At 71.4% G+C, this 24,511-nt stretch carries 20 protein-coding genes; 7 read left to right on the top strand and 13 right to left on the bottom strand.

Going from position 1 to position 24,511, the window contains the following annotated elements; all coding sequences use genetic code 11:
* Nucleotides 1-276 precede the first annotated feature (276 nt).
* Entirely contained in the window at nt 277-1,548 is a 1,272-nt protein-coding gene (locus ACFYWQ_RS04570) for a helix-turn-helix domain-containing protein (protein WP_389512725.1), read from the bottom strand.
* 1,202 nt (nt 1,549-2,750) lie between these two features.
* Between ACFYWQ_RS04570 and ACFYWQ_RS04565 the strand changes: the two genes are divergently transcribed.
* Entirely contained in the window at nt 2,751-3,278 is a 528-nt protein-coding gene (locus ACFYWQ_RS04565) for a universal stress protein (protein ID WP_389512723.1), read from the top strand.
* Between the two features lie 167 nt (nt 3,279-3,445).
* Entirely contained in the window at nt 3,446-4,009 is a 564-nt protein-coding gene (locus ACFYWQ_RS04560; RefSeq protein ID WP_389512721.1) for a GPR1/FUN34/YaaH family transporter, read from the top strand.
* 122 nt (nt 4,010-4,131) lie between these two features.
* Here ACFYWQ_RS04560 and glmS read toward each other — a convergent pair whose 3' ends face one another.
* Together glmS and ACFYWQ_RS04550 are read right to left on the bottom strand one after the other, a co-directional pair.
* Nucleotides 4,132-5,949 carry a glutamine--fructose-6-phosphate transaminase (isomerizing) gene (gene glmS, locus ACFYWQ_RS04555; RefSeq protein ID WP_389512719.1) on the bottom strand — a complete coding sequence of 606 codons (1,818 nt, stop codon included), beginning with the start codon at nt 5,947-5,949 and terminating at the stop codon, nt 4,132-4,134.
* 57 nt (nt 5,950-6,006) lie between these two features.
* The gene (locus ACFYWQ_RS04550; RefSeq protein ID WP_389512878.1) at nt 6,007-6,264 is read right to left on the bottom strand and encodes a hypothetical protein; all 258 of its coding nucleotides are present in this window, start codon (nt 6,262-6,264) and stop codon (nt 6,007-6,009) included.
* 186 nt (nt 6,265-6,450) lie between these two features.
* On the opposite strand from ACFYWQ_RS04550, the gene ACFYWQ_RS04545 reads away from it, so the two are divergent.
* Nucleotides 6,451-8,013 (top strand): purple acid phosphatase family protein, encoded by a 1,563-nt coding sequence (locus ACFYWQ_RS04545; RefSeq protein WP_389512717.1) that lies wholly within the window; start codon nt 6,451-6,453, stop codon nt 8,011-8,013.
* 149 nt (nt 8,014-8,162) lie between these two features.
* On the opposite strand, the gene ACFYWQ_RS04540 is transcribed toward ACFYWQ_RS04545, so the two are convergent.
* The 6 genes from ACFYWQ_RS04540 to ACFYWQ_RS04515 all read right to left on the bottom strand — a co-directional run bounded on the left by ACFYWQ_RS04540 (nt 8,163) and on the right by ACFYWQ_RS04515 (nt 15,481).
* The gene (locus ACFYWQ_RS04540) at nt 8,163-9,932 is read right to left on the bottom strand and encodes an IucA/IucC family protein (protein WP_389512715.1); all 1,770 of its coding nucleotides are present in this window, start codon (nt 9,930-9,932) and stop codon (nt 8,163-8,165) included.
* Nucleotides 9,929-10,480, bottom strand: coding sequence for a GNAT family N-acetyltransferase (locus ACFYWQ_RS04535; RefSeq protein WP_389512713.1), 552 nt, complete (start codon nt 10,478-10,480; stop codon nt 9,929-9,931). Before ACFYWQ_RS04535 ends, ACFYWQ_RS04540 begins: the two co-directional genes overlap by 4 nt.
* Nucleotides 10,477-11,763, bottom strand: a complete 1,287-nt coding sequence (locus ACFYWQ_RS04530; RefSeq protein ID WP_389512711.1) for a lysine N(6)-hydroxylase/L-ornithine N(5)-oxygenase family protein — start codon at nt 11,761-11,763, stop codon at nt 10,477-10,479. Before ACFYWQ_RS04530 ends, ACFYWQ_RS04535 begins: the two co-directional genes overlap by 4 nt.
* A complete protein-coding gene (gene desA, locus ACFYWQ_RS04525; RefSeq protein WP_389512709.1) occupies nt 11,747-13,189 on the bottom strand; it encodes a lysine decarboxylase DesA in 1,443 nt (480 codons plus the stop codon). The genes ACFYWQ_RS04530 and desA overlap by 17 nt, the downstream gene beginning before the upstream one ends.
* Before the next feature lie 171 nt (nt 13,190-13,360).
* Entirely contained in the window at nt 13,361-14,320 is a 960-nt protein-coding gene (locus ACFYWQ_RS04520) for a siderophore-interacting protein (protein ID WP_389512707.1), read from the bottom strand.
* A 111-nt stretch (nt 14,321-14,431) separates the two neighbouring features.
* Complete coding sequence (locus ACFYWQ_RS04515) at nt 14,432-15,481, bottom strand: ABC transporter substrate-binding protein (RefSeq protein ID WP_389512705.1); 1,050 nt, start codon at nt 15,479-15,481, stop codon at nt 14,432-14,434.
* Nucleotides 15,482-15,727: 246 nt separating this feature from the next.
* Between ACFYWQ_RS04515 and ACFYWQ_RS04510 the strand changes: the two genes are divergently transcribed.
* Complete coding sequence (locus ACFYWQ_RS04510) at nt 15,728-16,318, top strand: DUF6232 family protein (RefSeq protein ID WP_389512702.1); 591 nt, start codon at nt 15,728-15,730, stop codon at nt 16,316-16,318.
* Nucleotides 16,315-16,674 carry a hypothetical protein gene (locus tag ACFYWQ_RS04505; protein ID WP_389512700.1) on the top strand — a complete coding sequence of 120 codons (360 nt, stop codon included), beginning with the start codon at nt 16,315-16,317 and terminating at the stop codon, nt 16,672-16,674. Before ACFYWQ_RS04510 ends, ACFYWQ_RS04505 begins: the two co-directional genes overlap by 4 nt.
* 13 nt (nt 16,675-16,687) lie before the next feature.
* Here ACFYWQ_RS04505 and ACFYWQ_RS04500 read toward each other — a convergent pair whose 3' ends face one another.
* Genes ACFYWQ_RS04500 through ACFYWQ_RS04485 form a run of 4 tightly spaced genes read right to left on the bottom strand, consistent with a single transcriptional unit; the run spans nt 16,688 to nt 22,378 of the window.
* Nucleotides 16,688-17,848 carry an acyl-CoA dehydrogenase family protein gene (locus ACFYWQ_RS04500; RefSeq protein WP_389512698.1) on the bottom strand — a complete coding sequence of 387 codons (1,161 nt, stop codon included), beginning with the start codon at nt 17,846-17,848 and terminating at the stop codon, nt 16,688-16,690.
* A 5-nt stretch (nt 17,849-17,853) separates the two neighbouring features.
* Nucleotides 17,854-18,810, bottom strand: a complete 957-nt coding sequence (locus ACFYWQ_RS04495; protein ID WP_389512877.1) for a hydroxymethylglutaryl-CoA lyase — start codon at nt 18,808-18,810, stop codon at nt 17,854-17,856.
* 17 nt (nt 18,811-18,827) lie between these two features.
* On the bottom strand, nt 18,828-20,750 hold the full coding sequence (locus ACFYWQ_RS04490; protein WP_389512695.1) for an acetyl/propionyl/methylcrotonyl-CoA carboxylase subunit alpha: 1,923 nt from the start codon (nt 20,748-20,750) through the stop codon (nt 18,828-18,830).
* Between the two features lie 11 nt (nt 20,751-20,761).
* Entirely contained in the window at nt 20,762-22,378 is a 1,617-nt protein-coding gene (locus ACFYWQ_RS04485) for a carboxyl transferase domain-containing protein (RefSeq protein ID WP_389512693.1), read from the bottom strand.
* Between the two features lie 87 nt (nt 22,379-22,465).
* On the opposite strand from ACFYWQ_RS04485, the gene ACFYWQ_RS04480 reads away from it, so the two are divergent.
* The gene (locus tag ACFYWQ_RS04480; protein WP_389512691.1) at nt 22,466-23,068 is read left to right on the top strand and encodes a TetR/AcrR family transcriptional regulator; all 603 of its coding nucleotides are present in this window, start codon (nt 22,466-22,468) and stop codon (nt 23,066-23,068) included.
* A gap of 277 nt (nt 23,069-23,345) precedes the next feature.
* Nucleotides 23,346-24,503, top strand: coding sequence for an acyl-CoA dehydrogenase family protein (locus ACFYWQ_RS04475; RefSeq protein ID WP_389512689.1), 1,158 nt, complete (start codon nt 23,346-23,348; stop codon nt 24,501-24,503).
* Nucleotides 24,504-24,511: the final 8 nt, after the last annotated feature.

Below are 24,511 nucleotides of genomic sequence, written 5' to 3'. Positions count from 1 at the left end.
GGCCGTCTCGTGGTGCCTCCCGGCCGCATCCCGGCCGCCTCGCGCCGCCTCCGGCGTCTCACGGCTGTCGCCCGGCGCCTCCCGGTCGCCCCACAGCTGCCGGGCGGCGCCTCCCGGCCGTCCCCGCGCCGTCTCCCGGCGTCTCACGGCTGCCGCGGCACCTCCCGGGCGCCCCACGTCTGCCGCGCGCCGCATCCCGGCCGCCCCCCGGAGGACGGCACGCGAGCGGGGGCGGTGGGGCGTCGTCCGCCCCACCGCCCCCGCTCGCCGGTCGTCTCACATTCCGCTGCGCGGCCCCGGCAGCCCCGCTCGCGATCCCGCGTAGTCCCGCGGGTGCTCCGCCGGTCCGGCGGACCCGGCGCCGGTGGACGCCGACGCGGTGGAGCCCGCCGCCGCGCCCGCCGCCGTCCTGCGCACCTGGGGCGGCACACCGGGCTCGGGATGGAGGGCCGGTCCCGTCGCCAGTCCGCCGGCCGGGGGTGCCGCGACCGGCGCCGCCGGCTCGCTGTCGGCGGGCGGACGCTCGCTCTGCGGCCGGCGGGCCCGGTACGCCGCCCGGTAGGCGGCCGGCGAGGAGCCCAGCTGCCGGCGGAAGTGTCCCCGCAGGGCCACCGGCGAGCGGAAACCGCACCGGCCGGCGACCTCGTCGACGGAGTAGTCCGACGTCTCCAGCAGCCGCTGCGCCTGGAGCACCCGCTGGGTGATCAGCCACTGGAGCGGGGCGCTGCCGGTGAGCGACCGGAAGCGGCGGTCGAAGGTCCGCCGGCTCATGTAGGCGCGCGCGGCGAGCGTCTCCACGTCGAACTGCTCGTGGAGGTGCTCCAGCGCCCAGGCGACGACCTCGGCGAGCGGGTCGGCGCCGATCTCCTCGGGTAAAGACCGGTCGAGGTAGCGTTCCTGTCCGCCCGAGCGGCGCGGCGGGACCACCAGGCGCCGGGCGAGCGCGCCGGCCGCCTCGTTGCCGTGGTCCGTGCGCACGATGTGCAGGCACAGGTCGATCCCGGCGGCCGTGCCCGCCGACGTCAGCACGTCGCCGTCGTCGACGAACAGCTCCCTGGGGTCGACGTGCACCGACGGATAGCGCTTGGCCAGCGTCGGCGCGTACATCCAGTGCGTGGTGGCCGGACGGCCGTCCAGCAGGCCCGCCGCCGCCAGCACGAACGCGCCGGTGCACAGGCCCACGATACGGGCGCCCTCCTCGTGCGCCCGGCGCAGCGCGTCGAGCGCCTCCGCCGGCGGCGGTGAGGTGATCGAGCGCCAGGCCGGCACGACGACCGTGCCCGCCCGCGAGATCGCCTCCAGGCCGTGTGGCGCGGTGAGTTCCAGGCCTCCCGTCGTCCGCAGCGGACCGTCCTCGCCGCCGCACACCAGCAGGCGGTAGCGCGGCACGCCGGCGTCCTGGCGGTCGATGCCGAAGACCGACAGCGGGATGGAACTCTCGAAGATGGGGCCGCCGCTGAACAGCAGCACGGCGACGATCTCCTTGCGGCGTCGCCCGGACAGCTTCCGGGCCGCGGCTTCCGGCGCGGCAGTGGAGTCGTGGCTCATCCTGCTAAGCCCCCCTCGGTGGTCGCGGCTCCTCGGTTGTGTCGCTCCTGCACGTTTCCCCTCGGTCCTGCACGAGTCCCCCGCCGTAGACATTCAAGATCGAATCTACTGTGTCGTGTGATGCGGGAGTGGCCAGTTCAGCACCCGGCACATTGTCGACATGGCAACTTGGCGTGAAGCATTCGATCACGAAGGGTTGCACTCGTGGGGGGCGCAGGGAAGTGCGCCTCGTGGCGGTGGCCAATCTGCGTAGGGTGCACGGGGGCTCCGAGGCCCTTTCCGTGCAGGTGGAACGGTGCGTGGGGGGTGGTCGCGGCAAGGGATGCGCGGTATCCGGAAGTTGGCTGAAAAGATGCGGGCGCGTGCGTGAAAACCGGTCAGCCGACCGGTGAGCTTCCGCCGTTGTGACGACCGCCACGGTGTGACCCCGTGCCACCGCGTCGACGTCGTCCCCCGGGGGCCGCGTGCGGGCGCCGTGCGGCCGGCGGTGCAGGTGATACGCCTGATGGCGGTGATCTGTGCGATGCCTGTGAGGCACGTGATGCGGGGGAGGAGGAGGCCGGCGACGGAGTCCGCGGGCCTCGCCCGGCGCCCGGCGTCCCCGGGGTGCGAGGGGCGTGCGGCTCGTGCTCGTAGTCGTACTCGTCCGTGGGCGCCGGTGCCCGCGCCGCGCACCGCTCGGACCGCCGCAGCAGCACCCGGCACACGGCCGTGACGGCGGCGAGCCCGAGGGCGGTGCCGGCGGCGCCGGCCGGGGAGGTGCCGTACCAGAGGAGGACCACCGGGACCAGGACACAGCTGAAGGCCGCCCAGCGGATCAGGTCGGCGGCGCTGTCGCCGCCGGGCCGGGCCTCGGGGAAGGGCCGGGCCCCGGCGGAGGGGCGGGACGAGGGCATGGGGCGGGCTCCTCCCTGGGCGATGGTCGCCGGGTTCAACGCCCGTTCGACCCGGTCGGTCACTCACACGGTGAACGGCGGACACGTGAATCCTGTGCAAACCGCCTGTACGGGGCAGCAACCATTGCGTTACGGGCGCCCCCTCGTGCATGCTCCCTGGAACCCCCACGGACCACGCGCGGGATCTGGGCCCACGAGGCGTGCCGCCGTACCCTTGGGGGTATGGGGCCGGGAAGACGATTCCCGGACACACCTCCGCCGCCCCAGCTCGTCCCCCCGTCTAAGGATCGATACGCCGAGACAGCCATGGCCGGTCACGAATTCTTCGAACCCGCGGACCGCAAGCGGCCGGTCGCCGACCCCACGGCGGCCGATCCCCTGGCGGCGGAAGAGGCACGCCACCCCTGCGATCCCGCCTTCAAGCACGGTGTCGTCGTCGGCTTCGACGGCTCCACCTCCAGTGAGCGCGCCCTCGCGTACGCCATCGGCATGGCCCACCGTTCCCGCGCGGGCCTGATCATCGTGCACGTCGCCAACCGGCTGCCCACCACGGTGTGGGCCGGCTGCGAGCCGCCGGTCTTCGTCGACGTGCCGGACCACCGCACCGAGGTGCTCGGCCTGGAGCTCGCCTGCGCCGACTACCTCGCCGAAGTGCCGTGGATCCTGGTCGAGCGCGGCGGCGACATCTGCCACGAACTCGAAGAGGTGGGGCGGGAGTACGAGGCCGACGCGATCGTCGTCGGCTCCACGCACGGCATCGTCGGGCGGATCTTCGGCTCGGTCGCCGGGCGGCTCGCCAAGCGGGCGCAGCGGCCCGTCGTCGTCATCCCCTGACACCCCTCCCGGCAACACCCCGCCCTCCCGCGGGAGATGAGCCGGCGGCGCCCCCGGGAACCCCTTTGTGCGCACGTGAACCTACTGGTGCGTAGAGGTGTTTGTGCTCTTGTGAAGGGCATATAACGCTCACCGCACAACTGCACAAAGGATGAAGGGAGCCCGCCGTGGACAACGACGTCTCTGCGGGAAGCACCACCACGATCGTCGGCCGACTCGCCCTGGGCATCACCCTGTTGGCACTCGGACTCGGGTACACCGACCTGATCGACGGCGTGACGGCGGCGGATGCCGTACCCCTCGCCCACTACGTCGGCGGCGTCGCGCTGTTCGTCGCCGGCCTCTTCGCCTTCCGGGACCGCGACACGGTCACCGGCACCTCCTACGCGGCCCTCGGCGCCCTCTGGTTCACCTGGGCGGTCTCCGCGGGGTCGCCGGTCTCCGACAACGCCGCAGGGCTCTTCCTGCTCCTGTTCGCCCTCGTGGCGCTCTCCCTGACCGCCGCCGGGGGCGATCCCCTCGGCCGGGCCTCCTACGGGCTCCTCACCGTCGCGCTCGTCCTGCTCGCCGTCGCCCGCCTCGCGGACAGCGGCGCTCCGGCGCGGGCCGGCGGCTGGGTCGCCGTCGCCGCGGGAGCGGTCGCCTGGTACGCGGCGACCGCGGCCCTGGCCCACTGGCCGACCGCACTGCCCCGACGCGCTGCCGGCCGGGGGGTGACGGCCACCGGCTGATCGCAGCGGTGGGCCGGGGTGATCGGACTCCCCCGGCCTCTTGAGGGAACGACCCCCGTGGAGGTGGTCCACGGGGGTCGTTCACGTCGGGGCGGCCGGAAGTCCCCGGCGGGCCGGTGGACCTACTCCACCGTCACCGACTTGGCGAGGTTGCGCGGCTTGTCGATGTCACGGCCCAGGGCCTTCGCCGTGTAGTAGGCGAGCAGCTGGAGCGGGATGCCCATGAGGATCGGGTCGAGCTCGTCCTCGTTCTTCGGGACGACGATCGTCTGGTCGGCCTTCTCCTGCTCCTGGTGGGCGACCGCGAGGATCCTGCCGCTGCGGGCCTTGATCTCCTCCAGGGCGGCGCGGTTCTTCTCCAGCAGGTCGTCGTCGGGGACGATCGCGACCGTCGGCAGGGCGGGCTCGATCAGGGCCAGCGGGCCGTGCTTGAGCTCGGAGGCCGGGTAGGCCTCCGCGTGGATGTAGGAGACCTCCTTGAGCTTCAGGGAGGCCTCACGGGCCACCGGGTAGCCCCGGACGCGGCCGATGAAGAGCATCGAGCGGGCCTCGGCGAACTGCTCGGCCAGCTTCTTGATGTCCTCCTCGCCCTTCAGGATCTCGGCGATCTGGGCGGGCAGCTTGCGCAGGCCCTCGATGATCCGCTTGCCGTCGCGCACGGACAGGTCGCGGGTGCGGCCCAGGTGCAGGGCGAGCAGCGCGAAGGCGACCGTGGTGTTGGTGAAGCACTTCGTGGAGACGACGCAGACCTCGGGGCCGGCGTGCACGTAGACACCGCCGTCGGCCTCGCGGGCGATCGCCGAGCCGACCACGTTGACCACACCGAGGACCCGGGCGCCCTTGCGCTTGAGCTCCTGCACGGCGGCCAGTACGTCGTAGGTCTCACCGGACTGCGAGACGGCGATGTACAGGGTGTCGGGGTCGACGACCGCGTTGCGGTAGCGGAACTCGGAGGCGGGCTCGGCGTCGGCGGGGATGCGGGCCAGCTCCTCGATCATCTGGGCGCCGATCATGCCCGCGTGGTACGAGGTGCCGCAGCCGAGGATCTTCACCCGGCGGATCTGGCGCGCCTCGCGGGCGTCCAGGTTGAGGCCGCCGAGGTGCACGGTGGAGAAGCGGTCGTCGATGCGGCCGCGCAGCACGCGGTCCACGGCGTCGGCCTGCTCGTGGATCTCCTTGTGCATGTAGGTGTCGTGGCCGCCCATGTCGTAGGAGGCGGCCTCCCACTCCACGAGGGTCGGCTCGGCCGTGGTGCGGGTGCCCTCGGTGGTGTAGGTGCGGAAGTCGTCGGCCTTGAGGGTGGCCATCTCGCCGTCGTCCAGCGTGACGATCTGACGGGTGTGGGCGACCAGGGCGGCTATGTCGGAGGCGACGAACATCTCCTTCTCGCCGATGCCGAGGACGACCGGGGAGCCGTTGCGGGCGACGACGATGCGGTCGGAGAAGTCGGCGTGCATCACGGCGATGCCGTAGGTGCCCTCGACGACGCGCAGCGCCTCGCGGACCTTGTCCTCCAGCTTCTCGGCCTCGGAGCGGGCGATCAGGTGGACGAGGACCTCGGTGTCGGTCTCGGAGAGGAACTCGACGCCGTCCGCCTCCAGCTTGCGGCGCAGGTCGGAGGCGTTGTCGATGATGCCGTTGTGGACGACGGCGACCTTGAGGTCGGCGGACATGTGCGGGTGGGCGTTGACGTCGGAGGGGGCGCCGTGGGTGGCCCAGCGGGTGTGGGCGATGCCGGTGGTGCCCTTGAAGCGGGCCGGGACCTTCGCCTCCAGGTCACGGACGCGGCCCTTGGCCTTGACCATCTTCAGGCCGGCCGTCTTCGGGGAGGTGACGACGATGCCCGCGGAGTCGTAGCCGCGGTACTCCAGGCGCTGGAGCCCCTCCAGGAGCAGGGGGGCGACGTCACGCTTCCCGATATATCCGACGATTCCGCACATGTATATGTATTCCTCAAGTCCCGTTGGATGGTGCTGGTGCTGGCCGTGGTGGGGCCGTCAGCCGTAGACGATGCGCCGCAGCTGCCGGAGCGTGAGCTCGGGCGGGGCGACCGCTCGGTAGTGCAGGTCCGCCTCGATCCGTTCGAAGATCTCCGCGTTGACCAGGCCCTGGGTCTGGAGTTCGCGGTGGCGGCGACGGACGTAGTTCTCGGTCGTCTCGTCGAAGTAGGCGAGCACGTCCTGGATCACCCGCAGCGCCTCGCCCCTGTTCAGGGGGGAGGAGCGGGTCAGATGATCTACCAGTTCGTCGTGCACCCGGTAGATCCTGGGGTACCGCGGCGGCTTTCGCAAGATTCCTGCCCGAAATCGGGCAACCGCCTGTTAAGGATCTTTGGGCGAACGTTGAATCTCTCATGAGGGCCTGTTCGTGAGCCGTCCACCCCCGCGCCTGCAACCCGTTGCCCGAGGGGACCAGTTTCAGACGCCATGGACATTCCTCGCATGGGCGTACCCGAGCAGCTCGCCGGACGCATGAACATGGCCGAGCAGCACGAGTACCTGCGCTCCCGCTTCTCCCGGCGCACGATGATCCGGGGCGGCGCGGTCACCCTGGGCGCCGTCACCGGTGGCGCGTTCGTGACGGGCGCCACCGCACAGGCCGCCCCCCGGACGGCCACGGCCACCAGCACCGAGAAGGTCGACGGCGCCCTCGTCGCCCCCTTCGGCCGCCACCTCGCCTACGGCGCCGACGCGCGCACGGAGATGACGATCTCCTGGCAGGTGCCGGTCGCCGTGGACAAGCCGTTCGTCCGCATCGGCGCCCACCCCTGGGACCTCTCCCGCAAGATCGAGGCCGAGGTCCGTACGCTGTACACCCCGGCCGGCGTCGGCGCGAGCGGCGACCACACCCAGTACTACGTCCACGCCAAGCTGGCCCGCCTCCAGCCCGGCCGTACGTATTACTACGGTGTCGGCCACACCGGCTTCGACCCGGCCGCCCCGCACCTGCTCGGCACGCTCGGCACCTTCACCACCGCCCCCGCCAAGGCCGAGCCCTTCACCTTCACCGCCTTCGGCGACCAGGGCGTCAGCTACCACGCCCTCGCCAACGACGGCCTGATCCTCGGCCAGAACCCGGCCTTCCACCTGCACGCCGGCGACATCTGCTACGCCGACCCCTCCGGCGCGGGCAAGACCACCGACACCGGCTACGACTCGCGCACCTGGGACCTCTTCCTGGCGCAGACCGAGACGGTCGCCAAGCAGGTCCCGTGGATGGTCGCGTACGGCAACCACGACATGGAGGCCTGGTACTCGCCCAACGGCTACGGCGGCGAGGAGGCCCGCTGGGTCCTCCCCGACAACGGCCCCGACCCGGCCGACCTCCCCGGCGTCTACTCCTTCGTCCACGGCAACACCGCGGTCATCTCCCTCGACGCCAACGACGTCTCCTTCGAGATCCCGGCCAACCTCGGCATCTCCGGCGGCACCCAGACCACCTGGCTGGAGGCGCAGCTCAAGAAGTACCGGGCGGCGAAGGACATCGACTTCGTCGTCGTCTTCTTCCACCACTGCGCCTACTGCACCTCCACCGCCCACGCCTCCGAGGGCGGCGTGCGCCAGGAGTGGGTGCCGCTGTTCGAGAAGTACACCGTCGACCTCGTGATCAACGGCCACAACCACGTCTACGAGCGCACCGACGTCCTCAAGGGCGGCGAGGTCGTCAAGAAGCTGCCGATCGGCGGCACCGCCTACCCCGAGACCGAGGGCGTGGTCTACGTCACCGCGGGCGCGGCCGGCCGCAGCCTCTACGCCTTCAGCGCCGACCAGTCCTACGAGGGCCACGAGAAGGACATCGAGGCCGTCTCCTCCTACGTCGTCCAGAAGGGCGGCAAGCAGACCGAGACCGTCGCCTGGTCGCGGGTGCGCTACCTCGACTACTCGTTCCTGCGGGTCGACGTCACCCCCGCCGCCAAGGGCCGCTACGCCACCCTGAGCGTCAGCGGCATCGCCGAGACCGGCGACCGGGTGGACCACTTCACGGTGGCGCGCCGGGCCGAGTAGCGCGGTGCGCGCCAGGCCGAGTGGCGCGGTGCGCGCCAGGCCGAGTGGCGCGGTGCGCGGCGGCCCGCCGCGCCACGCGGCCCGCCGGCGTCCGCACAGCACGACGGGCGCCCCCGAGGACCGTACTCGGGGGCGCCCGTCCGTCTCTGTCAGAACCCCGCGATCGGGTTCCTCAGCGTGCCGACCAGCTGGAGGGCGCCCGACGGGTCCGCCAGGTCCACCATCTGCTTGTTGTTGCGCAGCTGGAGCCGGTTGAGGCAGGACAGCGCGAACTCGGGGGCGAACATGTCGTACTGCCGGAACTTGTCGGCGAGTTCGGGCGTCGCCTCCTGGTACGCGCGGGTGACCTCGGCGACCGTGCGCCAGAAGTCGTCCTCCTCCAGGATCCCCTCGGCGGCCAGGTTCGCCGCGAGGAAGCGGAAGAAGCAGTCGAAGACGTCCGTGAAGATCGACAGGAGTTTCTTGTCCTCCGGGACCTCCACGCGGATGCGCCGCACCTCGGGCGGCAGCACCGCGTCCGGGTCCATGACCGCGATCTCCTCGGCGATGTCCTTGTAGACCGCCCGCTGCACGACCCCGTCCTTCAGCACCAGGATGGTGTTCTCGCCGTGCGGCATGAAGACCAGGTCGTAGGCGTAGAAGCTGTGCAGCAGGGGCGTGTAGTACGCCTGGAGGTAGGCGCGCAGCCACTGGGTCGGGGACTGGCCCGACCGCTCGATCAGCGCGCCGGCCACCGACCTGCCCTCGTGGTCCAGGTGGACCAGCGAGGCCATCGTCGCGAGCGTCTCGCCGTCGCGCAGCGAGGGCACCGGGCTCTCCCGCCACAGCGCGGCCAGCATCTTGCGGTACGGCGAGTAGCGGTCCGTCGCCGCCTCGTACTCCAGGTGCCGGTAGCCGACGGCCGCCCGCTCCCGGATGATCGACAGGCCCGCCGACTTCAGCACCGGGTCGTTGTCGATGAGCTGCGCCAGCCAGTCGTTGATCGCCGGGGTCGCCTCCATGTACGCCGCCGACAGGCCGCGCATGAAGCCCATGTTGAGGACGGACAGGGCCGTCTTCACGTAGTGCTTCTCGGGGTGCGAGGTGTTGAAGAAGGTCCGGATGGACTGCTGGGCCAGGTACTCGTCGTCGCCCTCGCCCAGGCACACCAGGTTCTTCCGCGCGACCTCGGCGGCGAAGGTGACGGACAGCTTGTTCCACCACTGCCAGGGGTGGACGGGCATCAGGAGGTAGTCGGCCGGGTCGAGTCCCTGCTCGCGCAGGACGCCGTCGAACCGGTCGACCGTCGCCTCGCCCAGCTCCTGCCGGACGAACGACTCGTAGGCGATGCCGACGCCCGCCGTGAACGCCGCCCGCGACCGGTGCGCGGCCAGCCACACCAGACGGACCGGGCTCGCGGTCTCCGGCGCGTACGACAGGTACTCGTGGATGCCGAAGCCGAGCCGCCCGTTGTTGGCGACGAAGCAGGGGTGGCCCTCGGTCATCCCCGTCTCGATCGCCTGGAAGTCCGCGCGGGCCAGCTCGGCCGAGGTCTGCTGCGGTTTCGTCAGCTTGTAGCAGGTGCCGGAGAGGGTGGAGGAGACCTCCTCCAGGTAGACCGGCAGGATCTCGTCGCTCAGCCCGAGCGCGGCGCGCAGCTCGATGAAGAAGTCCAGCGCCTCGACCGGCAGGTCGGCGCCGTCCCGGGTACGGGTGATCGAGCCGGCGTCGACCTGCCAGTGGTCGAGGGCGCGGCGCACGGCGGTGAAGCGGTAGGACGTCAGGCCGTCGTCGCTGCGCACGACGTAGTGGTCGCCCTGCGGCTCGGGGGTGATCAGCCGCTCGTGGGTGAACTCCGCGAGGGCTTTGCGGACCAGGAGGCGGTTGGCCTTCTCCCAGCGTTCGGGGGAGAGGTGGGCCACGGCGTCGGCGAGGCTCACGGCGTCACCCCCGTGGCGGCGACGAACTGCTTTCGCGTGCAGAAGCTCAGCAGCGCTTTTTTCTCCGGCTTGTCGATCTCCCGCTCGGGGACGAAGCCGACGGCCTCGTTCAGGGCGTGGACGGCCTTGTTGGAGACGTCCGGCTCGACCACGACCCGCTCGACCGCCGGGTCGGCGAACAGGTGCGCCATCACGGCGGTGATCACCGCGCGGGTGAAGCCGTGCAGGGGTCGGTCGGTGGGGGCGACCAGGAAGTGCATGCCGACGTCGCCCGGCTGGGGCTCGTACAGGCCGACCAGCTCCCGGTGGGCCGGGTCGTAGTGCTCCATTAGGAAGGCCGGCTCGCCGTCGTGCAGGCCGAGCAGGGCGTGGTGGTGCTCGTCCGCCGCGATCTCCATGTACGCGCGCTCGACGTCCTCCAGTTTCGCGTCCTGCATCATCCAGAAGGCCGCCTTGGGGTGGGTGACCCAGGCGTGCAGCAGTCCGGCGTCCTCGATCGGGTCGAGGGGGCGCAGGGTGAGGGGACCGATGGTCGTGGTGGTGGTCATACGGCGAACTCCTGGAAGGCGATCGTCTTCTCGACCGGGTAGTACTCGCCGCCGAGCAGCTCACGGATGATGCAGCTGTTGCGGTAGGCGCCCATGCCGAGGTCCGGGCTGGTGATGCTGTGCGTGTGCACGCCCGCGTTCTGGAGGAACACACCGCGGCCCGTGGTGTCGATGGCGTAGTTGCGGGCGACGTCGAAGTTGCCCTGCGAGTCGTAGCGCAGCCGGTCGCGGACCGGTGCGAGGAACTCGGGCTCGGCGTACTGGTAGCCGGTGGCCAGGACCAGGCCCTCGGAGACCAGCTCGTAGTCCTTCTCCTGCTCCTCCTGGCGGAAGGACAGGGTGTAGGCGCCGTTGTCGTACCTGGCGCCGTTCAGGGACGAGTTGGTGAGCAGGCGGGTGGGCACCGGACCGCCGAGGTTCTTCTGGTACAGCAGGTCGAAGATCTCGTTGATCAGGTCGCCGTCGATGCCCTTGAAGAGACCTTTCTGCTCCGCCGTGAGCCGGTAGCGGGTGGCCTCCGGCAGCGCGCGGAAGTAGTCGATGTACTCCGGCGAGGTCATCTCCAGCGTGAGCTTGGTGTACTCCAGCGGGAAGAAGCGCGGGGAGCGGGTGACCCAGTTCAGCCGGTAGCCGTGGACGTCGATCTCGGCGAGGAGGTCGTAGTAGATCTCGGCGGCGGACTGGCCGGAGCCGACGATCGTGATCGACCGCTTCCTCTGGAGCTCCGCCTTGTTCTGCACGTAGCGGGAGTTGTGGAAGAAGTCGCCGCCCAGGCCCTGGCAGGCCTGCGGCACGTGCGGCGAGGTGCCGGTGCCCAGGACCAGGTGCCGGGCGCGGTAGACGTCGCCGGCGGTGGTGCGCACGACGTAGAGCTCGTCCTCGTAGGTCACCTCGGCGACCGTCGTGGAGAAGCGGACGCTGCTCAGTTTGTTCGCGGCCCAGCGGCAGTAGTCGTCGTACTCGACGCGCAGCGGGTAGAAGTTCTCCCGGATGTAGAACGAGTACAGCCGGCCCTTCTCCTTCAGGTAGTTGAGGAAGGAGTACGGCGACGTGGGGTCGGCGAGGGTGACCAGGTCCGACATGAACGGGGTCTGGAGGTGGGCGCCTTCGAGGAACATGCCGGCGTGCCACTCGAAGTCCGGCTTGGACTCCAGGAAGACCGCGTCGAGCTCCTCGATCGGTTCGGTCAGGCAGGCCAGGCCGAGGTTGAACGGGCCGAGCCCGATGCCCAGGACGTCGTAGGTCCTTTTCGCGGTGTCGGTGGTCTCAGGAAGCGCGGTCAAGGGACTCTCCCAGGTACTGCTCGGCGTGGCCGGCGATCAGGTCGAGGACGGCGGCGATGTCGGCCGGCGTGGTCTCGGGGTTGAGCAGGGTGAACTTCAGGTACTGGCGGGCGCCGACCTTGGTGCCGGCGACGACCGCGTCGCCGGAGGCGAACAGGGCCTTGCGGGCGTAGAGGTTGGCGCGGTCGATCTCGGCCGGGTCGGTGACGGCCTGCGGGATGTAGCGGAAGACCAGGGTGGACAGCGTCGGCTGGACGACGACGTCGAAGCGCGGGTCGGCGGCCAGCAGGTTCCAGCCCTCGACCGCCAGGTCGCACACCTCGTCGAAGAGCTGCCCGATGCCGTCGGCGCCCATCACGCGCAGGGTCATCCACAGCTTCAGCGCGTCGAAGCGGCGGGTGGTCTGGAGGGACTTGTCCACCTGGTTGGGGATACGTTCCTGCACCATGCGGCGGGGGTTCAGGTACTCGGCGTGGTAGGTGGCGTGGCGCAGCGTGGAGGCGTCCCTGACCAGCACCGCGGAGGAGCTCACGGGCTGGAAGAAGGACTTGTGGTAGTCCACGGTGACGGAGTCGGCGCGCTCGATGCCGTCGATGCGGTCGCGGTACTTCACCGAGGCGAGCAGCCCGCAGCCGTAGGCGGCGTCGACGTGCATCCACACGCCGTACTGGGCGCACAGCTCGGCGATCTCGGGCAGCGGGTCGATGGAGCCGAAGTCGGTGGTGCCCGCCGTGGCGACGACGGCCATGGGGACCAGGCCGTTGCGTGCGCAGCGCTCCAGCTCGTGGGCGAGGGCGACGGTCTGCATGCGCTTGTCGTGGTCGACGGGGATGGTCACCACGGCGTCCTGGCCGAGGCCGAGGAGTTTCGCCGACTTCTTCACGCTGAAGTGGCTGACCTCGGAGGCGAAGATGCGCAGTTTCGCCAGGGAGTCGCTCTTGGTCTCGTCGCGGGCGAGCAGCAGCGCCTGGAGGTTGGACTGGCTGCCGCCGGAGGTGAACACGCCGTCGGCGGAGGCGCCGAGACCGATGCGGGCGGCCGTCCAGTCGATCAGTTTGCGCTCGATGAGCGTGCCGCCGGCCGACTGGTCCCAGGTGTCGAGGGAGGAGTTGACGGCGGAGAGCACCGCCTCGCCGAGCACGGCCGGGATGACGACCGGGCAGTTGAGGTGGGCGAGGTAGCGGGGGTGGTGGAAGTAGATGGCGTCGCGGAGGTAGACCTCCTCCAGCTCGTCCAGGACCGCCGCCGTGTCGTGCAGCGGCTTGTCGAGGTCGATCTCCTCGATGCGGGGGGCGAGGGCGTCGACCGTGACGCCGGTGAACGGACGGTCGGTGGCGGCGAGTTTGGCGGCCACCCGCTCGACTCCTTCGGTCACGGAGCGGCGGTATTGCTCCGCGGTGGTGTCGTTGAGCAGGTGCGAGCGCATGGTGGGGGTCCTCCGATGGGGACGGTCCGCTGCGGTACGGACTCAGGGGCGGAACCTCGGGTTCAACTTAGGTTAGCCTAACCTAAGTAACGAGATCGCAATCCAGTCGTGACGGTGACAGTGATCACGTTTGCACTCGGCGGTCGCGGGCCGGTGGGACCGCGGTGGTCGTCACCTCTGCTCGCGCAGCTGTTCCTCCGTCAGACCCTGCCGCCAGTACCCGACGAAGGTGACCCGGCGCCGGTCCATGCCGCGCTCGCCGACGAGATGCCGGCGCAACTGCTTCACACAGGACGACTCGCCCGCGATCCAGGCGTACGGGGCCTCGGCGGGCGGGAGTTCGGCGTCCCGCAGGACGCCCAGGGCGACGGGGACGCCGTCGGCGCCGCCCTCGCGGGGTCTGTCGCAGCCGTCCTCGCCGGAGCCGTCGTAGCCGTCCTCGCCGGAGCCGTCGCGGCCGTCGCGGCCGTCCTCGCGGACGAGCCAGGTGATCTCGGCGTCCGCGAGGGTCATCAGGTCCTGGACGTCCCCGGCGTCGCGCACCTCCAGCCAGGCCCGCACGCGCAGGCCGGCCGGCAGGGACTCCAGGATCGACGAGATCGCCGGCAGGGCCGTCTCGTCGCCCCACAGCAGCACCAGATCGGTGTCCGCCGGCGGGCGGAAGCGGATGGCGCGGTTGTCGGCGACGGCCGGCCCCAGCAGGACGACCCGGTCCCCGGCCACCGCCCGCGCGGCCCAGGCGGAGGCCGGACCGGCCGGGGTGTGCAGTACGAAGTCGATGTCGATCCCGGTGGTCCGGCCCAGCGCGTCGCGGCGCAGCGAGCGCAGCGTGTACGAGCGCATCACCGCCCGTACGTCGTCCGGGAGTTCGCGCCAGACCTGCCACCAGCCCCGCCCGCTCCCGGCTTCGCCCGACCGAGGGGGCTCCCAGCCGAGCTCGTGGGGGACCTGCGGCTCGCTCTGCCCCGGATGCGGCAGGAACAGCGACAGCGACTGGTCCTGCCCGTCGGAGAGGAAGTGCCTCAGGTCCTCGCCGGCGAAGCTCACCCGGACCAGGGACGGACCGAGCCGCCTCGTCCTCACGACCTGGAGGGAGAAGAAACGGAACGGGGCGGCTACGGCCGTGGTCATGGGGACTCCTGAGGCGTCGGTGAGGGCGGCCGGCTCAGGGGTGCCGGGCGGTGCCGCCCCGCGGCCCGGCCGCGGCCGGCCGGCGGCCCCTCACCGCGCGCCCCCAGGGGGTCAGGCGACCTTCTTCGCGTTCTCGAGAGCCTCGGCGAGGGTCTCCAGCAGCGGTACGCACTTGTCGTACGACAGGATCGGCTCGGGCGAACGGGAGATGATCTGGTTCGCCTTCACGGCGGGGAGCTGCTTCCACGTCGCCTTGGTGATCGCGGAGGCCTGGAGGGCCGAGGAGCGGTCGTCCAGCATGATGATGTCCGCCGCGTACTTGTCGACGTTCTCCCAGCTCAGCGACTCGTACCAGCCGCCGCCCTCGGACTTGGCGCTCTCCGGCGGCTCGACGAAGTTCACGCCGAGGGCCTTGAAGTACTCCAGGTCGATGGAGAGGTTGGTGCCCGAGACGTAGAAGATCTGGTCGCTCGCGGAGCCCGCCAGCACCTTGATGTCGGGCTTGGCCTTGGCGGCCGCGCGCAGCCGGGTGGCGGCCGTCTCGAACCGGGTCTTGGCGTCGGTGACCTCGGACGCCGTCATGTCCGCGCCCAGCGACTCGGCCAGCTCCCACATGCGCTCCAGGGGAGCGGTGAGCTGGCGGTCGTAGACGGAGACGCCGACGCTCGGGGCGAGCTTGGCGATCTTGTCCTTGGAGGCCTCGGGCACGTACCAGAGGGTGCCGGCGTCGTCGAACAGGGTGGAGATCAGGACCTCGGGGGCGAGCGCCGCGTACTTCTCGACGTTGAACTCGTCCCAGACGTTGCCCAGGATCTCCACCTTGGTGATGTCCATGTCGCCGGCCTGGACGTCGGCCTTGCCGTCGGCGGTCTTGGTCGGGCCGAAGACGCCCTTGACCTGGATGCCGTAGTCGTACAGCGCGGCGGCGACACCCGTGAACGCGACGATGTTCGCGGGGATCTTGCCGAGCTTCACCGTGGTGCCGCGGTCGTCCTTGAACGTCCAGGCGCCGGACTTGGCGGAGGCGTTCGCCGACGCGTCCGAGCCACCGCTGCTCGCGTCGTCGTCGCCGCAGGCCGCGAGAACGGCACCGAGGCCGAGGGCGCCGCCGGCGGCGAGGATGCCACGGCGGGTGAGGTGGGTGGCTCTGGCGTTGGGCATGAGTGTGGCTGCTTTCGAACGTGCGGATACCGCCTGACAATTCGAAGGTAGGTTAGCCTAACCTCAGGTCTTGTCCAGAGGTGTGGCGGTGTGATCCACATCTTGTGGGAAGCGTGTTTCGAGTCCCTTGTCGGCCAAAGTGTCCGAGTTATCGGGTAGTTGACCGTAAACAGCCTCTCGATGAGCCGTCTCCGGGTGCTAAATGGTCCTCATGTGCGCGCCGGTGCACGTGCGACGGGGGGACTGGTGGAGACCCAGGGAACGCTCGGTTCGTCGCTGCCGGTACCGCCGCCTCCGCGCGGCAGGACCGACGTCGACCTGAAGGTCAGCAGACGGCTGCTGTGGGTCGGCGAGGCCGCCTACCCACTGCACAACATCACCCGTGTGCACACCTTCGTGCTCAAGCCGAAGCGGATGGAGGCGCTCAGCGACTTCCTGAAGTGGACGGCCGTGGTCGTGGTGGCGCTCGTCGTCCTCCGGGCGGTCAACCGGAGCGCCTCCTCCTACAGCAGCCGGGACGACAGCGAACAGGGCTTGTGGGTCCTCGGCGTCGTGGTCGTCGCCTGGCTGCTCCTGCGGATGCTGAAGGTGTGGACGGCGCCCGCCGAACACGTGCTGGCCGTCGAGACGAGCAGCGCGTCCACGGCGCTGGTGACGCTGCCCAACCCGGAGCAACTGCGCCAACTGGTCCAGTACATCGTTCACTCCATCGAGAACCCGGGCTCCGAGTTCCAGGTGCGGGTCGAACGGTTGCTGGTCAACCCGAAGAACTACCACTTCGGGGACAACGTGAACATGTACGGCGGACTGTTCAACACGGGGGTCGTGAAAAAATGAGCACCTTCAACTTCCATCACGAGGGGCCCGGCGACCACGTCAACATGGTCAACACCTCGCACAGCCAGGGCATCGTCAAGCTGGGCGGGGCGAGAGCGGCCGACCAGGCGATCGAGGAACTGCGCAGACAGCTCCAGGAGCTGCGCGCTCACCTCGCCCCCGGGGACGTGCGGACGGTCGACGACAACCTGCCCGTCGTCGCCGACCCCGCCCGCACCTCCGAGGAGCGGCGCGCGGCCCTCGTCGCCCTCTCCGGCGTCGTCGCGGCCCTGGGGGCGGCGGCGCCGTCGGTGCGGGACCTGATCGAGGGCGTGCGGAACCTGATCGAGGGCGTGTGGGGGCTGCTCGGGGGTTAGCGGGTCCTTCCCGTCAGCCCGCCAGCCCCAGCTCCCGGGCGATCAGCATCCGCTGCACCTCGCTCGTGCCCTCGCCGATCTCCAGGATCTTGGAGTCGCGCCACATGCGGGCGACCGGGTACTCGTTCATGAAGCCGTAGCCGCCGTGGATCTGGGTGGCGTCGCGGGCGTTGTCGACGGCGACGGTGGAGGAGTAGAGCTTCGCGAGGGCCGCCTCCTTCTTGAAGCGCTCGCCGGCCACCAGGCGGCTCGCCGCGTCCCGCCAGGCCAGGCGGGCCGTGTGGGCCTTCATCTCCATGTCCGCGAGCTTGAACTGGATGGCCTGGTTGGCGCCGATCGGCCGGCCGAAGGCGTGGCGTTCGCGCGCGTAGCGCACCGACTCGTCCACACAGCCCTGGGCCAGTCCGGTGGCGAGCGCCGCGATGGCGATGCGGCCCTCGTCCAGGATGCGCAGGAACTGGGCGTACCCGCGGCCCTCCTCGCCGAGCAGGTTGGCCGCCGGGACACGGACGTCGGAGAACGACAGCTCGCGGGTGTCCGAGGCGTTCCAGCCGACCTTCGAGTAGGGGGCGGCGACGGTGAAGCCGGGGGTGCCGGACGGGACGACGATCGCCGAGATCAGCGGCTTGCCGTCCGGCCCCCGGCCGGTCACCGCCGTGACCGTGACCAGGGCCGTGATGTCGGTGCCCGAGTTGGTGATGAAGCACTTGGTGCCGTTGATCACCCATTCGCCCGTCGCCTCGTCCAGCCGGGCCGTCGTGCGCGTCGCGCCCGCGTCCGAGCCGCCGTCGGGTTCGGTGAGCCCGAACGCGCCCAGCGCCTCGCCGGAGCAGAGCCGGGGGAGCCAGGTCCGCTTCTGCTCCTCCGTGCCGAACAGGTGGATCGGCATCGCGCCCAGGGAGACGCCCGCCTCCAGGGTGATCGCCACGGACGAGTCGACGCGCGCCAGCTCCTCCAGCGCCAGCCCGAGGGCGAGGTAGTCGCCGCCCATGCCGCCGTACTCCTCGGGGAACGGCAGCCCGAACAGGCCCATCCGGCCCATCTCGCGGACGATCTCGTACGGGAACTCGTGCCGCTCGTAGAAGTCGCCGATCTTCGGCGCGACGACGTCGTGCGCGAACTCCTCGACGGTGCGCCGGAGGTCTTCCAGCTCGGGGGAGAGTCGGTGGTCCATGGCGGTCACTGCTCCTTGCGGGCCTCGCGGCCCTCTCGGCCCCGGAACTCCTCGTGGGACAGGGCGCGGACGGTGCGGGACGGGCTGGGCCGGCCCAGCCGCCCGGCCATCCACACGCTGGTGGCGACGAGGCGGCCGAGGTCGGCCCCGGTCTCGATGCCGAGGCCGTGCAGCATCCACACGAGGTCCTCGGTGGCGAGGTTGCCGGTGGCGGACTTCGCGAACGGGCAGCCGCCCAGGCCGCCCGCGGAGGCGTCCACGGTGGTGACGCCGTACTGGAGGGCGGCCAGGGTGTTGGCGAGGGCCTGGCCGTAGGTGTCGTGGAAGTGCACGCCGAGCACACCGGCCGGGACGCCCTGTTCGCCGAGGGCGGCCAGGAGCGCGAGGACATGGCCCGGGGTGGCGACGCCGATCGTGTCACCGAGGCTCAGCTCGTCGCAGCCCATGTCGAGCAGGGCCCGGCACACCCGCACCACCTGCCCGACCGGCACCGCCCCCTCCCACGGGTCGCCGAAGCACATGGAGAGGTAGCCCCGCACGTGCACCCCGCCGGCCTTCGCCCGTTCCACCACCGGCTCGAACATGGCCAGCGCCTCGTCCACCGTGCGGTTGAGGTTGGCCCTGGCGAAGGACTCGGTGGCGCTCGCGAACACGGCGACCCGGCGCGCGCCGAGCGCCAGGGCCCGCTCCAGGCCGCGCTCGTTCGGCACCAGCACCGGCAGCTCCACCGGCAGCCCGGAGACGAGCGGGAACAGCTCCTCGGCGTCCGCGAGCTGCGGCACCCACTTCGGGTGGACGAAGCTGGTCGCCTCGATCGTCGTCAGCCCCGCCCCGGCGAGCCGGCGCACGAACTCCGCCTTCACTGCCGTCGGCACGGTCGCCTTCTCGTTCTGGAGCCCGTCGCGCGCGCCGACCTCGTGGATCCGGACCCGCGCGGGCAGCCGGCCGGCCGGTACCACCATCGGCAGCCCCCGCCTGGTCACCGGGCCGCCTCCCCGTGCGGGGCGACGACGGCCAGGACCTGGTCCATGGCGACCGTCGTGCCCGGGGTGACGTCGAGTTCCGCGACCGTGCCGGCGTGCGGGGCCGAGATGACGTGCTCCATCTTCATCGCCTCCACCACCAGCAGGCTCTGGCCCGCGGCCACCTCGTCGCCGACGGCGACCTTCACCACCGTCACCGTGCCCGGCATGGGCGCGGTCAGCGAGTCGACGCCGGTGCGCGCGGCGCCGGTCAGGGACGCGGCGACCGGGTCGTGGTCGCGCACCTGCCAGGCGTCGCCGTCCCGGCCCAGCCAGTCGCCGGCCCGGTGGAAGGTGTGCCGGACGCCGTCGAGGGTGACGGCGACCCGGTCGTCGGTGACGGTGTGGGTCCCGCGCGCCCGGTGCGTGACGGGTTCGCGTCCCGTCGCCCGCAGGTCGAAGGCCACCGGCCGGTGCGCCCCGCCCAGCCGCCACCCGCTCGGCACGGAGAACGGGTCCGTCCACCCCCGGTCCCGGGGCCTGAGCCCGTCCAGGCGTACGGCCGCGGCGGCCTCGTAGACCTCCTCCGGCACGCCGTCCGGGACCAGCTCCGCCACCACCCGCTCGACCAGCCCGGTGTCCAGCTCGCCCGCCACGACCGCCGGGTGGGCCAGCAGCCGGCGCAGGAACCCGGCGTTGGTCTGCACGCCCAGCGTGACGGTCTCCGCCAGGGCGGCCCGCAGTCTCCTGAGCGCGGTCGCCCGGTCGGGGCCGTACGCGATCACCTTGGACAGCATCGGGTCGTACAGGCTGCCGACCTCGCCGCCCTCGCTCAGGCCCGAGTCGGTGCGCACGCCGTCGCCCCGCGGCTCGCGCAGCCTGAGCACCGTGCCCCCGGAGGGCAGGAAGCCGCGCGCGGGGTCCTCGGCGCAGACGCGGGCCTCCACGGCGTGCCCGGTGAGCGTGATGTCGTCCTGCCCGAAGGACAGGGCCTCGCCGGCCGCCACCCGCAGCTGCCACTCCACCAGGTCCACCCCCGTGACCAGCTCGGTCACCGGGTGCTCCACCTGGAGGCGGGTGTTCATCTCCATGAAGTGGTACGACGTCGGATCCTGGCCGGAAACGATGAACTCCACCGTGCCCGCGCCCCGGTACCCGCAGGAGCGGGCCGCCTGCACCGCCGCCCCGCCCATCGCGGCGCGGGTGGCCTCGTCGAGGAGCACGCTCGGCGCCTCCTCGACGATCTTCTGGTGCCGGCGCTGGAGGGAGCACTCGCGCTCGCCCAGGTGGACGACGTTGCCGTGGCCGTCGGCCAGCACCTGGATCTCGATGTGCCGGGGCCGGTCGATCCACCGTTCGACCAGGAGCGTGTCGTCGCCGAAGGAGGCGCGGGCCTCACGGCGGGCGGCGGCGATCTCGTCCTCCAGGGCGGTGAGGTCCCGGACCAGCCGCATGCCCTTGCCGCCGCCGCCGGCGCTGGGCTTGAGCAGCACGGGTGCGCCCAGCTCGCGGGCGGCCCCGGCCAGTTCGGGGTCGCGGCCGCCGGGCACGACCGGTACTCCGGCCGCCCGCACCGTCTCCTTGGCGCGGATCTTGTCCCCCATGAGGGAGATCGCCTCGGCGGGCGGCCCGATGAACACGAGCCCCGCCGCGGCGCACGCGCGCGCGAAGCCGGCGTTCTCCGCGAGGAAGCCGTAGCCCGGGTGGACGGCCTGGGCGCCGGTGCGGGCGGCGGCCTCCAGGAGCCGCTCGACGGACAGGTAGCTCTCGGCGGCCGGCGCCGGACCGATCCGTACGGCCGTGTCGGCGTCGCGGACGTGCCGGGCGTCGGCGTCCGCGTCGGAGAAGACGGCCACCGAGCGCACCCCCAGCGACCGCAGGGTGCGGATGACGCGGACGGCGATCTCGCCCCGGTTGGCCACGAGCACGGTGTCGAACAAGGGTCCCCTCCTCACATCCGGAAGACGCCGAACCCGGGTTCCCCCAGGGGCGCGTGGGCACAGGCGGTCAGGGCCAGGCCGAGCACCTGGCGGGTCTCCAGCGGGTCGATGACACCGTCGTCCCAGAGCCGGGCGGTGGCGTAGTAGGCGCTGCCCTGACGCGCGTACCGCTCCCGGATCGGGTCCTTGAAGGCCTCTTCCTCCTCCGGCGGCCACTCCTGGCCGCGCGCCTGGAGCTGGTCCCGCTTGACGGTGGCGAGGACGGAGGCGGCCTGCTCGCCGCCCATGACGGAGATCTTGGCGTTCGGCCACATCCACAGGAAGCGGGGGGAGTAGGCCCGGCCGCACATGGAGTAGTTGCCGGCGCCGTACGACCCGCCGACGACGACGGTCAGCTTGGGCACGCGCGTGCAGGCCACGGCGGTCACCATCTTGGCGCCGTGCTTGGCGATGCCGCCGGCCTCGTAGTCCCGGCCGACCATGAAGCCGGAGATGTTCTGGAGGAACACCAGCGGGATCCCGCGCTGGTCGCACAGCTCGATGAAGTGGGCGCCCTTCTGGGCGGACTCGGAGAACAGGATGCCGTTGTTGCCGACGATCCCCACCGGGTGGCCGTGGATCCGGGCGAAGCCGGTGACCAGGGTCTGCCCGAACTCGGCCTTGAACTCGGCGAACCGGGAGCCGTCGACGACCCGCGCGATGATCTCCCGTACGTCGTAGGGGGTGCGGGAGTCGACCGGTACGGCGCCGTACAGCCCGTAGGGGTCGGCCTTCGGCTCGACGGCGGGCCGCACCTCCCAGGGGAGCGGCCCGCGCGCCGGGAGGGTGGAGACGATCGTCCGCACGATCCGCAGGGCGTGCGCGTCGTCCTCGGCGAGGTGGTCGGTGACACCGGAGGTCCGGGAGTGCACCTCGCCCCCGCCCAGCTCCTCCGCGGTGACGACCTCACCGGTGGCGGCCTTCACCAGCGGGGGCCCGCCGAGGAAGATCGTCCCCTGGTTCCGCACGATGACCGCCTCGTCGCTCATCGCCGGGACGTACGCCCCGCCCGCCGTGCACGAGCCGAGGACGGCGGCGATCTGCGGGATGCCGGCGCCGGACATCCGGGCCTGGTTGTAGAAGATCCTTCCGAAGTGGTCGCGGTCGGGGAAGACCTCGTCCTGCATCGGCAGGAAGGCGCCGCCGGAGTCGACGAGGTAGAGGCACGGCAGCCGGTTCTCCAGCGCCACCTCCTGCGCCCGCAGGTGCTTCTTCACCGTCATCGGGTAGTACGTGCCGCCCTTGACGGTGGCGTCGTTGGCGACGACGACGCACTCCCGCCCGGAGACCCGGCCGATCCCGGCGATCACCCCGGCCGCCGGGGCCTGCCCCTCGTACATCCCGTCGGCGGCGAGCGGCGCCAGCTCCAGGAAGGGCGATCCCGGGTCGAGGAGGGTGTCGACCCGGTCCCGCGGCAGCAGCTTGCCGCGCGCGGTGTGCCGTGCCCGCGCCGCCTCGCCGCCCCCGAGCCGGGCCGCGGCGAGCTTGCCGCGCAGCTCCTCCACCAGGGCGAGATGGGCCTCCTCGTTGGCCCGCCAGGCCTCCGACGCGGGGTCGCCCGCACTCGTCAGCTCCGGTGCCTGCTCCATCCTGCGGTCCCCTCACTTTGTTAATGAGCGTTAACGCATGTCCCTTCAGGTTAACGACCGCTAACCGCCCTGTCTACAATTGCCGCCATGACCACCAGAACCGACGCCCCCACCCGACGCGAACAGATCCTCAAGGAGGCCGCGCGCCTCTTCGCCGAGCGCGGGTTCCACGGCGTCGGCGTGGACGAGATAGGCGCCGCCGTCGGCATCAGCGGCCCCGGTCTCTACCGGCACTTCCCCGGCAAGGACGCGATGCTGGCGGAGCTCCTGGTCGGCATCAGCGGCCGGCTCCTCAGCGGCGCCCGGCGCCGCGTCCAGGAGGCCGACGGCGTCGGCCCCGAGGCGCTCCTCGACTCCCTCATCGAGGGCCACATCGACTTCGCGATCGACGACCGGCCCCTCATCACCCTGCACGACCGGGAGCTGGACCGCCTCCGCGACAGCGACCGCAAACTGGTGCGCCAGCTGCAACGGCAGTACGTGGAACTGTGGGTGGGCGTGGTCCGCGAGACGTACCCGGACCTGGCGGAGCCGGCCGCCCGGTCGGCGGTGCACTCCGTGTTCGGCCTGCTGAACTCCACCCCGCACCTCGGCCGCGCCGGCTCCCTGCCCGGCCGCGGGGCCACGGCGGAGCTGCTGCACCGGATGGCCCGGGGCGCCTTCGCGGCGGCGGTGCCCCCGGGCGGGTGAGGCGCTGGCCGGGCGGGCGGGTGCGCGGGCGGGCCGGTACGCGGGTGTGTGGGTGCGCGGGTGTGTGGGTGCGCGGGCTGGTGTGCGGCGCTGCCGCCGGTGCGCCGCCGGGGCGCGGGCCGGTGCGCCGCCGGGTCGTCCGTAGTGACGAGCGCCGGGAGCGTGACGAGCGTTACGGCGGGAAGTGGGCCGGCGGTCTGGACGGCGATCCCTACCCATCGGTACCGTGTGCTCTGAGCAAGCGCTTAGACATGCCGAGGTACGTGGAGGTGGCGGCGTGCGCCGTACGGTGTTCAACGAGGATCACGAAGCGTTCCGGGAGACACTTCGCGCCTTCATCGAGGCCGAGGTCGTGCCGGTCTACGACGAGTGGTTCGCGGCCGGCCAGGCGCCGCGCGAGTTCTACTACAAGCTCGGCGAGCTGGGCATCTTCGGCATCAACGTGCCGGAGGAGTACGGCGGCGCGGGCCTGGACAGCCACAAGTTCGAGGCCGTCCTCTACGAGGAGACCGCCCGCGCGGGCGTCCAGTTCGGCGGCTCCGGCGTGCACGTGCTGCTCGCCCTGCCGTACATCAAGATGCTCGCCACCGACGAGCAGAAGAAGCGTTTCCTCCCGAAGTTCGTCTCCGGCGAGGAGATGTGGGCCATCGCGATGACCGAGCCGGGCACCGGCTCCGACCTCGCGGGCATGAAGACCACCGCCAAGCTGAGCGAGGACGGCACGCACTACGTCCTCAACGGCGCCAAGACCTTCATCACCGGCGGTGTGCACGCCGACAAGGTGATCGTCTGCGCCCGGACCTCCGCGCCGACCGCCGAGGACCGCCGCTTCGGCATCTCCCTGTTCGCCGTGGACACCAAGTCCGAGGGCTACTCCATCGGCCGCAAGCTGGACAAGCTGGGCCTGCGCACCTCCGACACCGCCGAGCTGGCGTTCGTCGACGTCAAGGTGCCCGCCGAGGACCTGCTCGGCGAGGAGAACAAGGGCTTCTCCTACCTCGGCCACAACCTGGCCTCCGAGCGCTGGGGCATCGCCTTCGGCGCCTACGCGCAGGCCAAGGCCGCCGTCCGGTTCGCCAAGCAGTACGTCCAGGAGCGCACCGTCTTCGGCAAGCCGGTCGCCCACTTCCAGAACACCAAGTTCGAGCTGGCCGCCTGCCAGGCCGAGGTGGACGCCGCCGAGGCGGTCGCCGACCGCGCGACGGAGGCCCTCGACGCCGGGGAGCTGACGCCCGCCGAGGCCGCCTCCGCCAAGCTGTTCTGCACCGAGGTCGCCCACCGCGTCATCGACCGCTGCCTCCAGCTCCACGGCGGCTACGGCTACATGAACGAGTACCCGATCGCCCGCCTCTACGCGGACAACCGGGTCAACCGCATCTACGGCGGCACCAGCGAGATCATGAAGACGATCATCGCCAAGGACATGGGCCTGTAACCCGGCCG

It is taken from the genome of Streptomyces sp. NPDC003247, assembly GCF_042888135.1.
Classification (GTDB): domain Bacteria; phylum Actinomycetota; class Actinomycetes; order Streptomycetales; family Streptomycetaceae; genus Streptomyces.
The sequence above is the reverse complement of the archived record's forward strand: the minus strand, read 5'-3'. Positions and strand labels throughout refer to the sequence as shown.

What these genes read in the sequence shown, in the direction of transcription:
- glmS (WP_389512719.1), bottom strand. Translation starts at nt 5,949, where the DNA reads ATGTGCGGAATCGTCGGATATATCGGGAAGCGTGACGTCGCCCCCCTG.
- ACFYWQ_RS04565 (WP_389512723.1), top strand. Translation starts at nt 2,751, where the DNA reads ATGGCCGGTCACGAATTCTTCGAACCCGCGGACCGCAAGCGGCCGGTC.
- ACFYWQ_RS04500 (WP_389512698.1), bottom strand. Translation starts at nt 17,848, where the DNA reads ATGGACCACCGACTCTCCCCCGAGCTGGAAGACCTCCGGCGCACCGTC.
- desA (WP_389512709.1), bottom strand. Translation starts at nt 13,189, where the DNA reads ATGCGCTCGCACCTGCTCAACGACACCACCGCGGAGCAATACCGCCGC.
- ACFYWQ_RS04485 (WP_389512693.1), bottom strand. Translation starts at nt 22,378, where the DNA reads ATGGAGCAGGCACCGGAGCTGACGAGTGCGGGCGACCCCGCGTCGGAG.
- ACFYWQ_RS04545 (WP_389512717.1), top strand. Translation starts at nt 6,451, where the DNA reads ATGGGCGTACCCGAGCAGCTCGCCGGACGCATGAACATGGCCGAGCAG.
- ACFYWQ_RS04535 (WP_389512713.1), bottom strand. Translation starts at nt 10,480, where the DNA reads ATGACCACCACCACGACCATCGGTCCCCTCACCCTGCGCCCCCTCGAC.
- ACFYWQ_RS04495 (WP_389512877.1), bottom strand. Translation starts at nt 18,810, where the DNA reads ATGGTGGTACCGGCCGGCCGGCTGCCCGCGCGGGTCCGGATCCACGAG.
- ACFYWQ_RS04480 (WP_389512691.1), top strand. Translation starts at nt 22,466, where the DNA reads ATGACCACCAGAACCGACGCCCCCACCCGACGCGAACAGATCCTCAAG.
- ACFYWQ_RS04520 (WP_389512707.1), bottom strand. Translation starts at nt 14,320, where the DNA reads ATGACCACGGCCGTAGCCGCCCCGTTCCGTTTCTTCTCCCTCCAGGTC.
- ACFYWQ_RS04505 (WP_389512700.1), top strand. Translation starts at nt 16,315, where the DNA reads ATGAGCACCTTCAACTTCCATCACGAGGGGCCCGGCGACCACGTCAAC.
- ACFYWQ_RS04515 (WP_389512705.1), bottom strand. Translation starts at nt 15,481, where the DNA reads ATGCCCAACGCCAGAGCCACCCACCTCACCCGCCGTGGCATCCTCGCC.
- ACFYWQ_RS04570 (WP_389512725.1), bottom strand. Translation starts at nt 1,548, where the DNA reads ATGAGCCACGACTCCACTGCCGCGCCGGAAGCCGCGGCCCGGAAGCTG.